This is a genomic window from Clostridium budayi (assembly GCF_055396605.1).
Map to the genome: position 1 here is coordinate 1,479,758 of NZ_AP042456.1, position 12,327 is coordinate 1,492,084.

The following is a 12,327-nucleotide window of genomic DNA, read 5'->3' on the forward strand; positions in this document are numbered from 1 at the left end:
TTTGAAATGGCAATTAGAAATATAAGATTAAATGGAGATGAAGTATTAAGAAAGAAAAGTAAAGTAGTTGATAAAATAGATAACAGAACTTTAACTTTAATAAATGATATGATAGAAACTATGTATGAAGCAGATGGAGTAGGTCTTGCAGCACCACAAGTTGGAATACTTAAAAGAATATTTGTAATAGACGTTTACGATGGAGAAGGTGCTAGAGTATTTATAAATCCAGAAATAATTAAAACATCAGGAAGTCAAACAGATGAAGAAGGATGTTTAAGTGTACCAGGACAATCAAAAGAAGTTGAAAGACCTTACTTTGTTACAGTAAAAGCTACTAATGAAAAAGGTGAAGAATTTGTTTTAGAAGCTGAAGAGTTACTTGCAAGAGCAGTTTTACATGAAAATGATCACTTAGATGGAGTATTATTTATAGACAAAGCTAAATAGTAATTTAAATTAGTAGACAAAGGAGGAATGTATTTTATGAAGATAGTTTTTATGGGAACTCCAGATTTTGCAGTTCCATCATTAAAAGAATTAATAAATAAATACGGGATAGAAGCTGTATTTACACAACCAGATAGACCAAAGGGTAGAGGAAAAAAATTAGCTTTTTCACCAGTTAAAGAAGAAGCTTTAAAGCATGATATAAAGGTGTATCAACCAGAAAAGCTTAAAGATGAAAAAGAAATGATAGAAATGCTAAAAGAAATGAACCCAGATTTTATAATAGTTGTAGCATTTGGTCAAATATTAACAAAGGAAGTTTTAGATATACCGAAGTATGGATGCATAAACTTACATGGCTCAATTCTTCCTATGTATAGAGGAGCAGCTCCTATAAATTGGGCTATTATGAATGGTGAAAAAGTATCTGGTAATACAACAATGCTTATGGATGTTGGATTAGATACAGGAGATATGCTTTTAAAAGATGAAGTTGAAATAACAGACCATATGACAGCTGGAGAACTTTATGATATTTTAAAAGAAAGAGGAGGAAAACTTCTAGTAGATACTATAGAAGGGTTAGTTAATAATACTATAACTCCAGAAAAACAAAGTGATGAAACTTTCTATGCTAAAATGTTAAATAAAGAAATGGCTAAAATCGATTGGAGTAAAAGTGCAAAAGATATTCATAACATGATAAGAGGTTTAAATCCTTGGCCTGTTGCACATACTTTATATGATGGAAGTACTATGAAAATTTTTGAAAGTGAAGTTATAAATAAAAACTCAAACGAAGAGAATGGAAAAATAATATCAGTTTCAAAAAAAGGAATAGAAGTTTCAACAGGGGAAGGTATTCTTCTAATCAAGAAAATGCAATTCCCAAATTCAAAACCATTAACTGTAGAGCAATATATTAATGGTCATGAAGTTAATAAACAATTTATATTAGGTAGATAAAGAGGTGTTTTTATGTATTATCCATTTTATTTTGATACAACAATGCTTATATTAGTACCAGCTTTAGTCCTTAGTTTTTGGGCGCAAGCTAAAGTTTCTTCAACTTATAATAAATATAGAGGTGTTAGAACTAAAAATGGATATACAGGAGAGCAAGTTGCAAGAATGATGTTAAATGATGCAGGGCTTTCGTATGTAAACATTGAGGTTATAAATAAACAATTAGGAGATCATTACGATCCAACAACTAAAACTTTAAGATTATCACCTGAAGTATATAGTGGAAATAGTATATCTTCTGCTGGAATTGCAGCCCATGAAGTTGGGCATGCGATACAGCATAAAGAAAAGTATGAACCACTTATTATAAGAAATTCAATCGTACCAATTGTTAACTTTAGTACGAATATATCATGGGTATTATTCTTTATAGGTTTGCTTATGGGATATAAGATTTTTGTTAATTTAGGTATTATATTATTTTCAGCTGCGGTAGTTTTCCAACTTATTACCCTTCCAGTTGAATTTAATGCATCAAATAGAGCCATTAAAATATTAGAAAATAGAGGGATACTATATTCAGATGAAGTAAGTGGAGCTAAAAAAGTTTTAGGTGCAGCAGCTATGACATATGTTGCAGCAACACTTATGGCAATTTCTCAACTTATAAGATTAATTGCTATAAGTAATAGAAGAGATGATTAAACTTAAGAAAGAGGTATTTTATGAATAGCAGAAGCATAGCTTTAAAAGTGTTGAATAGAGTATTTAATGAAGGTGCTTATTCAAACTTAGTATTATCACACGAATTAAATAATTCAGCGTTAAATGATAAAGACAAAGCACTAGTTACAGAAATAGTGTATGGAACAATTAGAAGAAAGAGAACATTAGATACTTTAATATCATCTTTTGTTAGAGATATTAAAATAATGGATAAAAGAGTATTAAATATACTTAGAATTGCATTTTACCAATTAAAATTTTTAGATAAGGTTCCAAGCTATGCTGCATGTAATGAAGCTGTAGAACAAGCAAAGAAAATTTCAGATAAATCTTCAAAATTAGTAAATGGAATATTAAGAACTTACGGAAAAAAAGGAGAATCTTCTTTAAAGTTTCAAAATAATATTTACAAATTAGCTTACGAATATTCTTTTGAACCATGGCTTATAAGATTATTCATAAGTCAGTATGGAGAAGAGAAAGCTATAAAAATATTAGAAGGTTTAAATTATACTCCTAAAGTTACAGTTAGAGTAAATTCATTAAAAGGTGATTTTGATGAAGTATTTGAAGAGTTAGAAAAAAGTGGGTATAATGTAGAAGAAGGGTTTATAGCACCAGAGGCCATTTCAATTACAGGTGGAAAGAGCATAGAAAACAATGAACTATTTAATGAAGGTAAAATAACAGTTCAAGATGAAAGTGCAATGCTTGTAGCACCTTTACTTGATTTAAACGAAGGTGAAACTGTATTAGACCTTTGTAGTGCGCCAGGTGGAAAGACAACTCATATAGCAGAAATACTAAATAATACTGGAAAAGTACTTGCTTTTGATTTACATGAGAATAAGCTTGGATTAATTAATGAAAATTGCAAAAGATTAGGAATAGAAAATGTTACATTAAGTGAAATGGATGCAACTAAGCTTGATGTATCACTTATAGGAATAGCAGATAAAATACTTATAGATGTTCCATGTTCAGGAATAGGAATAATAAAAAGAAAACCTGAAATTAAATGGAATAAAAATAGAAATGAGCTTAAAGAAATAGTTAAAATTCAAAGAGAAATCATGGAAACTTCATGGCAATATGTTAAAAATGGAGGAACTATAGTTTATTCAACTTGTACTTTAAATAAAGAAGAAAATGAATCAAACATAGAATGGTTCTTAAATAAACATAAAAATGCTAAATTAGAAGAAGTATTTATAGGTAAAGGAGATAATCTTATATATAATAATGGTATGCTTACAGTATTACCAAATGAATATATGGATGGTTTCTTTATGGCTAAACTTAAGAAGATTTAATAGGAGAAAATATATGAAGAATTTATTAGATTTTACTTTAGATGAGTTTAGTTCTTGGCTAAAGGAAAATGGAGAAAGTGCTTTTAGAGCAAAGCAAGTATATTCTTGGATTTATAAAGAAGTTTGGAATTTTGATGATATGAGAAACCTTCCAAAATCATTAAAAGAAAAACTTAAAGAAAACTTTAAAATAGTTATTCCAGAAATAGTTGAAGAATTTAGATCAAAGGATGATGATACAAGAAAACTACTTTTAGCTCTAGAAGACGGAAATTTAATCGAATGTGTTATTATGAAATATAAACATGGAAATACTATATGTATTTCAACACAAGTAGGATGCAGAATGGGATGTAAATTCTGTGCATCAACAATAGATGGAAGAGTTAGAAATTTAACTTCTGGGGAAATACTTTCAGAAATTATGATAGCTCAAAAAACTCTAGGAGAAAGAATTTCAAATATTGTATTAATGGGAAGTGGAGAACCACTTGATAACTATGATAATGTTGTTAAATTCTTAAAAGAAGTAAATGCAGAATATGGACTAAATATAGGTCAAAGACATATAACTATATCTACATGTGGTTTAGTTCCAAAAATATATGAATTAGCAGATGAAGGACTAACAATAACTCTTGCTATTTCATTACATGCATTTAGTGATGAAAAGAGAAAAGAAATAATGCCAATAGCTAATAAATATTCAATAAAAGAAATTCTTGATGCTTGTGATTATTATATTAAGAAAACAAATAGAAGAGTTACTTTTGAATATGCATTAGTTAAAGATGTCAATGATGGAAATGAAGATGCTAAAGCTTTAGGACAATTATTAAAAGGCATGTTATGTCATGTTAACTTAATACCTGTAAATGAAATAAAAGAAAATTCATTTAAAAGATCTTCTAACAAAAGAATAGAGGAATTTGCTGAAATATTAAAAAGCAAAGGAATTGAGGCTACTGTTAGAAGAGAAATGGGTAGTGATATTAATGCAGCATGCGGCCAACTTAGAAGAAGTTATATTAAGTCCCAAGTTTAGGGGGAGTGTATGTGTATGGTAGGATATAAAAGTGATGTAGGAGTAAGAAGAAAATTTAATGAGGACAATTTAGGATATTTTAAGAATGACTCTTATAGTTTATATATTGTTGCAGATGGCATGGGTGGTCATAATGCAGGAGAAGTTGCAAGTAAAATGGCTGTTGAAACTGTTACTAATTATGTAAACAGGAATATAGAAGACGAAGGTGAAGACACATTAAAAAATGCTATTGAAAATGTTAATCTTAAAATATATAATTATTCAATAAGCAATTTAGATCTTAGAGGAATGGGAACAACTATAACAGCTTGTCTTTGTTATAAAGGTAAAATTATTATTGCAAATGTTGGAGATAGTTCTTGTTTTGGAATAAAAAACGAAAAAATCTATAAGCTAACTAAAGATCATTCTTTAGTGCAACAACTTCTAGATGCAGGTAGTATTTCAGAAGAAGAAGCTAAAAATCATCCAAATAAAAATATAATTACAAGAGCTGTTGGTACTAGTGAGGATGTAGATGTAGATATATTTACATTTGATATAAGTGATTTTGAAAGATACCTTATATGTTCAGATGGACTTACAAATGAAGTAACACTTGAAGAGATAAACAATATATTAAAAAGAGAAAAAAACAATGAATCTGCCTGTGAAATGCTTATTAATGAGGCTAACAAAAATGGAGGTAGAGATAATATTACAGTAATGTTGTTTGGAGGAGAGATTGTATGAATGGGGAAATATTAGGCGATAGATATGAACTTCTTGAAAAAATTGGAGAAGGTGGCATGGCTGTTGTCTATAAAGCTAGATGTAATAAGCTTAATAGATTTGTAGCAGTTAAAATTTTAAAAGATGAATATGCTGATAATGAAGAAATAGTAAAAAAGTTTAAAAAAGAAGCTACAGCTATAGCTAAATTATCTGATACTAACATAGTAAATGTATTAGATGTTGGATCAGAGGGAACAAGAAATTACATTGTAATGGAATTAGTTAATGGTAAAACTTTAAAAGAAGCTATAAGTCAATTTGGAAGTTTAAACTATGAAACTGCAATTACAATTGCTATTCAAGTAGCTAAGGCATTAGAATGTGCACATAAAAATAGCATTATCCATAGAGATATAAAACCTCAAAACATATTAGTAACTGAAGAAGGGTTAGTTAAAGTAACTGATTTTGGAATCGCAAAATCTTCTGATTCAGCAACATTAACAAATACTAGTACTATATTAGGATCAGCTCATTATTTTTCACCAGAACAAGCTAAAGGAGCTTTCATTGATGAAAGAACAGATATATATTCATTAGGAATAGTTATGTATGAAATGGTAACTGGTAAACTTCCATTTGAAGCAGATTCTCCGGTTACTATAGCATTAAAACATCTTCAGGAGCAAGTTGTTCCACCTAAAGAATTAAATAGTAAAGTACCTGGAAGCTTAAATAAGGTAATATTAAAATGTATGGAAAAAGATGCAGATAATAGATACCAAAATGTTAGAGATCTTATATTAGATCTTCAAAAAATAAAAGCTAATCCAGATGCTTTAATTGGAGAGGAAGATTTACAAAATCAACAAACAGCAGAGCACACTATTATTATGAATGCTGTTAAAGAGCCAATTGTAACTAATCCAAAAGAAAATAATAATCTAGAAGACGAATATTATGATGACGATGATTATTATGATGATGACGATGACGATTATTATGATGAAGATGATGATTACGATTATAGAAAAAGTAATAAAAAGAACAAAAAAGGTAAAGGCTTATTTATAGGAATAGGTGCCGCAATTATTATAATACTTTTAGGTGTGGGTGCGTTCTTTATGTTTGGTGGAGGTGGTTCTAAAAATGTAGAAGTGCCAAACTTAATAGGAATGACTATGGATGAAGCAGAAAAAGCAGCAAGTGCAGTAGATTTAAAAGTAGTAAAAGTTAAAGAAGTTAAAAATGAAGCTAAAACTGGAACTATAGTTGAATCTAATCCTACAGCTGGATCTTCAGTTAAAAAAGGAAGTACAATTGAAGTTACAGTAAGTGGCGGAGATAAAATATTTATGGTTGATTTAGTTGAAGATGAACTTTCAGATGCAAAGAGTAAACTTGAAAGTCTTGGACTTAAAAATATAAAAGTAAGATATGAATATAGTGATGAAATACCAGAAGGTAGTGTAATGTCACAAGATCCAAATAGTGGTTCTGAAATTGATAAAAATACTAAGATTACTTTACTTGTAAGTAAAGGTAAAAAGGTTGAAACAGTTAAAGTTCCATCAGTAATTGGTATGTCAGAAAATGAAGCTAAAGATAAACTTATTTCACTTGGATTTAAAGTAAGTGTTGAAACTCAAGCTACAACAGATGAGTCAAAGAACGGCAAAGTTGTAGGTCAAAGCGTAGATGCTAATACATCAGCTAACTTAGGAGATACTATAACACTTAAAGTAGGAAACTATAAAGAAGAAAAAATAAGTATTGGTAGCATTATAAATACTAATATGACTGGCACTCAAGCAGTTGCTGCTTTAGCTGCTAAAGGGATTACTAATGTATCAATTGATGGAAATGGCAGTGATATGGTAGTAAGTTGGACTCCAGATAGTGCAACAAAAGGAACACAAGTTACAATTACAACAAAAGCTGATAGTATTAACATTGGTAGTAAAATATCAAAAGGGATGACTGGAGCTCAAGCTAAGCAAATATTAGAATCAAGTGGATTTGATGTTAATATTAATGGACCAGAAGATGGTATGGTAGTAAGTTGGACTCCAGATAGCGCATCAAAAGGCTCCACTGTAACTATAACAACTAAAAAGGAAGAGACTGCCGCACAAAAAAATCCTGAAAAAGGCGAAAAAACTCAAGCTAAAAAAAATAAATAAAAAAGAGGCCAATAGGTCTCTTTTTTATTTTGTTGATATTTCCATATATTTTCAAAGGCTTGCAAATATATAAAAAAAGTGGTTATATTAATAATAAAGAAAGATTTTTGGAGGGATTATGAAAGGAAAGATAATAAAAGGTATAGGTGGATTCTATTACATAAAAACAGATGAAGGTATAATAGAATGTAAAGCTAGAGGTAAGTTTAGACATAAGTCACTTAAGCCTATAGTAGGAGATAATGTTGAAATTAAAGTAGAAAATGGAAAAGGAACTATTGAAAAAATAGAAGATAGAATTTCTGAACTTAGAAGACCTACAGTTTCAAATGTAACTCAAGCATTTGTTGTATTTGCAATTAAAAATCCAGATTTAAACTTTGATTTATTAAATAGATTTTTAGTTTTATGTGAAAGCAATAATATAAAAGCTGTTGTTGCTTTAAATAAAGTTGATTTAGTAACCGAAGAAGAAAAAAATGAATTAAAAGAAAAAATTAATTCAATAGGATATGAAGTTTTATTTATAAATGCTAAAGAAGGTATAGGAGTTTCTGAACTTAAAAATAGACTTCATGGAAATGTAACAGTTTTATGTGGACCATCTGGTGCAGGTAAATCAACACTTATTAATACTTTAACTAAAAAGGAACATATGGAAACGGGTGAAGTAAGTGAAAAGATAGGAAGAGGTAGACACACTACAAGACATAGTGAGCTTATAGAAGTTTCAGATGGTTTTATAGTAGATACACCAGGTTTCTCAACTCTTGACGTTACTTTTATAGAAAAAGAAAACTTAAAATATTGTTTCCCTGATTTTGAAGAATTTAATGATGCATGTAAATATAGAGGATGTATTCATCATAAAGAACCAGGATGCGCTGTAAAAGAAGCAGTAGAAGAGGGTAAAATAAATAGATATAGATATGATTTTTATATAAGAACATTAGAAGAGATAATAAAGGGGAGGAAATATTAATATGATAAAAATAGCACCATCAATTTTATCAGCAGACTTTTCAAGACTTGGAGAAGAAATTGAACTTTTAGATAAGGGGGGAGCAGATTACATACATATAGATGTAATGGATGGAGCATTTGTTCCAAATATAACACTTGGAGCGCCTATAGTTAAAGCTCTTAGAAATAGAACAGATAAAGTGTTTGATGTTCATTTAATGGTTGAATCACCATCAAGATACATAGATGATTTTGTAGATGCAGGAGCAGACATAATAACAATACATTATGAAGCTGAAAAGCACATAGATAGAGCAATACAATATATTAAATCAAAAGGGGTTAAGGCAGGAGTAGTTTTAAATCCAGGAACACCTACAATAATGATAAAAGATCTAATAAAAGATTTAGATATGGTATTAATTATGAGTGTTAATCCAGGTTTTGGAGGACAAAGCTTCATAGAATATTCATTAGAAAAAGTTAAAGAAGTAGATGAAATGAGAAAAAAATACAATAAGGATCTAATAATAGAAATAGATGGAGGAATCGGTCTTAACAATATTAAAGCTGTAAGAGAAGCTGGCGTGGATGTTGCAGTTGCAGGTTCTGCTGTATATAAAAATGGAGAAGTAATAAAAAATATTAGTGAGTTAAAAGGGAATGCTTAAATTATGAGAAGTATAATAGTAAGTGGTGGAAAAGCTCCTTCTAAGGAACTTTTAAAAGAATATATTAAAGATGATGATTATATAGTTGGCGTAGATAAAGGATGTAATATACTTAGGGAAATTGAAGTTACTCCAAATATTATATTAGGAGACTTTGATTCTATAGATAAAAAGGTTTTAAATTACTATAAAGATAAAGGTGTAAAAATAGAGAAATTTAATGCTGAAAAAGACTATACAGATACGGACCTTGGATATACAAAAGCTTTAGAAGTTAATCCGTCAGAAATTATTCTTTTTGGTGCTACAGGAAGTAGAATTGATCATATGCTTGGTAATATAGGTATAATTTTAAAAGGATTAAGAGAAAATATTAAAGTTACTATAGTAGATGATAATAATAAGATGTATGCAGTTAATAAAAGTTCATTAGTAAAAAAAGAAGAAGGACGTGTTATTTCATTTCATGCATTAAGTGATGTAGTTAAAAATCTTACTATAAAAAATGGCAAATATCCTTTGAATAATTATGATATGACACTTTTAGAGCCAAGGGCTATATGTAATGAATTTTTAGATGATGATATTTATATAGAATTTGACTCTGGAATTATTTTGATTTTATATACGAAAGATTGATAAATTAGGAAAAAAGTTTCTTTTGTTGCATATACTGTAATAAAAGAAACTTTTTCTTTTTAGCAATTATTCTTAGGAGGGCATATGAAAATAGTAGCTATTAAATTACCTAAATGTATATCTAATATAATTAAATTTTTTAGAAGAAAAAAGTAGGATACATAGGAATTTAGAACATAAAAAAAATGCAGTGCTATTGCAATGCATTTTTTTTATTTGAACTATATTGCTCTTTCAACCTTACCAGATCTTAGACATCTTGTACAAACGTGAACTTTCTTAGGAGTTCCGTTAACTAAAGCCTTTACTTTCTTTATGTTAGGAGCCCAAGTTCTCTTTGATTGACGATGTGAATGGCTATATTGAACACCTGCAACAACGCCTTTGTTACAAATTTCGCATCTTCTTGCCATTTGAAAACACCTCCTTGTTAAGTGAAGATATATTTCTCTTCAATAGGACAGAATTCATTGTAACATAATAATAAGCATTTTTGCAAGTAGAAATTTAAAAAAATTTTATAATATTTTCTTATATTAGCATATAAATCTTGAATATTACAGTTTTCTAATATAAAATAGACTTATGATATGTATGAGGAGGAATAGTAATGGTAGGATTTTCAAGAGAAAATGGAAAAATTCATTACTCAGAAGAGGTTTTAGCTAAAATTGTTGGATTATCAACAATGGAATGCTATGGAGTAGTAGGTATGGTTTCAAAGAATGCTACAGAAGGTCTTTGGGAGTTAATAGGAATAGAACACTTTAATAAAGGAGTTAAAATCTCCGTAGATGATGACGACAAATTAGTAATAGAATTATTTGTTATGGTTGAATATGGAACAAAAATATCAGTTATAGCAAGTAATATAATTCAAAAAGTACGTTATAATGTAGAAAACTTTACTGGATTAAAAGTATCATCAATTTCAGTAAATGTTCAAGCGGTAAGAGTTTAGGAGGTAAACCGATGGAATTTAAAAATATAAACGGCCGTGATTTTTACAACATGGTAGTAAACGCAAGTAACAAATTAGCTGAAAATAGCGATTTTGTTAATGCACTTAATGTCTTCCCAGTACCAGATGGAGATACAGGAACAAATATGTCAATGACTTTTAAGGCAGCCGTTAAAGAAATAGAAAACATAGGATCAGATTCTATAGGAGAAGTTTCTAAAAAGCTTGCTAAAGGGGCTTTAATGGGCGCAAGAGGTAACTCAGGAGTTATACTTTCACAAATACTTAGAGGTATCTCAAAAGGTCTTGAAGGACATGACGAGGTTTCAGCTAAAGAATTTGCATTTGCATTAAAAGAAGGTTCAAACTCAGCTTATAAAGCTGTTATGAGACCAACAGAAGGTACTATACTTTCAGTAATTAGAGCAACTGCAGAAGAAGGTGAAAAATCACATGCTAAAGATGTAACAACACTTATGGAAGATGTTACAGTTGCAGCTAAAGTAATGCTTGATAAAACACCAGAAATGTTACCTGCATTAAAGAAAGCAAAAGTTGTAGATTCAGGTGGAATGGGCCTTTATATAATACTTCAAGGAATGCTTGAAGCATTAAAAGATGGAATAGTTGCAGAAGTTAAAGATATAAAGATTGGTGAAGGTGGCACAGGTGCAACTGGAGCTAAGTCAACTACTGATGCTGATATTAAATTCGGATATTGTACTGAATTTATAATACTTGGTGATGCTAAAAAGGCAACTGAATTCCAAAATGAAATTGAACCTTTAGGAGATTCTATGATAGTTGTTGGATATGATGATGTAATTAAAGTTCATATTCATACAAACGATCCAGGAACAGTTTTAGCAAAAGCTGTTAAGCTTGGAGAACTTTCTAAAATTAAGATTGATAACATGAGAGAAGAACATAGAGAACTTCTAGCAAATGAAATTAGAGAAGATAAAGAAAAGATAGAAGAAGCAGTAGAAATAGAAGAAGCTAAAAAATATGGATTTATAACAGTTGCTATGGGAAAAGGTATAACAAATATCTTTAAGGATCTAGGTGTTGATTATGTAATTGAAGGTGGTCAAACTATGAATCCATCAACACAAGATATATTAGAGTGTGTTGATAAACTTAATGCTGAAAATATCTTTATACTTCCAAATAACAAAAACATTATTATGGCGGCTAATCAAGCTAAAGATATTTCAGATAAAAATATAATAGTAATACCAACAACAACTATACCACAAGGTATAACTTGTGTATCAATGTTTAACCGTGATGCTGATGTATCTGAAAATGAAGAAGAATTAAAAGAATTAATGGAAGCTGTTAAGACAGGTTCTGTAACTTACGCTGTAAGAGATACAGAAATTGATGGTATTAACATTGAAGAAGGCGATATGCTAGGCCTTGTAGAAGGTAAGATAAAAGAAGTTGGTAAAGATAAGTTTGAAGTTGCAGAACAAGTGCTTGCAAACATGATAGATGATGATAGTGAACTTATAACAGTATTTTATGGTGAAGACATTAAAGAAGAAGAAGCAAATTCATTTGTTGAAAAATTAGAAGAAAAATATGAAGATTGTGATATCCAATTATATAAAGGAGATCAACCTTTATACTACTTCTTAATGTCAGTAGAATAATTAAAAGTAAAATGGATAGAATAAAAAAGCACCAA

Annotated in this window: 13 protein-coding genes; 12 read left to right on the forward strand and 1 reads right to left on the reverse strand. The window is 29.5% G+C overall.

From position 1 onward, the window contains the following. Positions 1–6 precede the first annotated feature (6 nt). From def to ACZ5TJ_RS06985, 10 genes are all read left to right on the forward strand, one after another. Entirely contained in the window at positions 7–450 is a 444-nt protein-coding gene (gene def / locus ACZ5TJ_RS06940; protein WP_039316132.1) for a peptide deformylase, read from the forward strand. Positions 451–486: 36 nt separating this feature from the next. Further along, on the forward strand, positions 487–1,416 hold the full coding sequence (gene fmt, locus ACZ5TJ_RS06945; protein ID WP_464202200.1) for a methionyl-tRNA formyltransferase: 930 nt from the start codon (positions 487–489) through the stop codon (positions 1,414–1,416). Positions 1,417–1,428: 12 nt separating this feature from the next. Beyond that, entirely contained in the window at positions 1,429–2,121 is a 693-nt protein-coding gene (locus ACZ5TJ_RS06950; protein ID WP_464202201.1) for a zinc metallopeptidase, read from the forward strand. A 20-nt stretch (positions 2,122–2,141) separates the two neighbouring features. Continuing rightward, entirely contained in the window at positions 2,142–3,455 is a 1,314-nt protein-coding gene (rsmB, locus tag ACZ5TJ_RS06955) for a 16S rRNA (cytosine(967)-C(5))-methyltransferase RsmB (RefSeq protein ID WP_464202202.1), read from the forward strand. Between the two features lie 13 nt (positions 3,456–3,468). After that, positions 3,469–4,500, forward strand: coding sequence for a dual-specificity RNA methyltransferase RlmN (gene rlmN, locus ACZ5TJ_RS06960; RefSeq protein WP_464202204.1), 1,032 nt, complete (start codon positions 3,469–3,471; stop codon positions 4,498–4,500). 15 nt (positions 4,501–4,515) lie between these two features. Further along, entirely contained in the window at positions 4,516–5,235 is a 720-nt protein-coding gene (locus ACZ5TJ_RS06965) for a Stp1/IreP family PP2C-type Ser/Thr phosphatase (RefSeq protein WP_464202206.1), read from the forward strand. After that, positions 5,232–7,400: a Stk1 family PASTA domain-containing Ser/Thr kinase gene (gene pknB / locus ACZ5TJ_RS06970; protein ID WP_464202208.1), complete on the forward strand. Its 2,169-nt coding sequence runs from the start codon at positions 5,232–5,234 to the stop codon at positions 7,398–7,400. Before ACZ5TJ_RS06965 ends, pknB begins: the two co-directional genes overlap by 4 nt. A gap of 118 nt (positions 7,401–7,518) precedes the next feature. Then, a complete protein-coding gene (gene rsgA, locus ACZ5TJ_RS06975) occupies positions 7,519–8,382 on the forward strand; it encodes a ribosome small subunit-dependent GTPase A (RefSeq protein WP_464202209.1) in 864 nt (287 codons plus the stop codon). A 1-nt stretch (position 8,383) separates the two neighbouring features. Beyond that, on the forward strand, positions 8,384–9,034 hold the full coding sequence (gene rpe, locus ACZ5TJ_RS06980) for a ribulose-phosphate 3-epimerase (protein WP_464202211.1): 651 nt from the start codon (positions 8,384–8,386) through the stop codon (positions 9,032–9,034). 3 nt (positions 9,035–9,037) lie between these two features. Then, the gene (locus ACZ5TJ_RS06985) at positions 9,038–9,673 is read left to right on the forward strand and encodes a thiamine diphosphokinase (protein ID WP_464202213.1); all 636 of its coding nucleotides are present in this window, start codon (positions 9,038–9,040) and stop codon (positions 9,671–9,673) included. A gap of 221 nt (positions 9,674–9,894) precedes the next feature. On the opposite strand, the gene rpmB is transcribed toward ACZ5TJ_RS06985, so the two are convergent. Next, positions 9,895–10,086, reverse strand: a complete 192-nt coding sequence (gene rpmB / locus ACZ5TJ_RS06990) for a 50S ribosomal protein L28 (RefSeq protein ID WP_039316116.1) — start codon at positions 10,084–10,086, stop codon at positions 9,895–9,897. Between the two features lie 197 nt (positions 10,087–10,283). On the opposite strand from rpmB, the gene ACZ5TJ_RS06995 reads away from it, so the two are divergent. Together ACZ5TJ_RS06995 and ACZ5TJ_RS07000 are read left to right on the forward strand one after the other, a co-directional pair. Continuing rightward, a complete protein-coding gene (locus tag ACZ5TJ_RS06995; RefSeq protein ID WP_045725638.1) occupies positions 10,284–10,634 on the forward strand; it encodes an Asp23/Gls24 family envelope stress response protein in 351 nt (116 codons plus the stop codon). An 11-nt stretch (positions 10,635–10,645) separates the two neighbouring features. Then, the gene (locus ACZ5TJ_RS07000) at positions 10,646–12,292 is read left to right on the forward strand and encodes a DAK2 domain-containing protein (protein ID WP_464202216.1); all 1,647 of its coding nucleotides are present in this window, start codon (positions 10,646–10,648) and stop codon (positions 12,290–12,292) included. Positions 12,293–12,327: the final 35 nt, after the last annotated feature.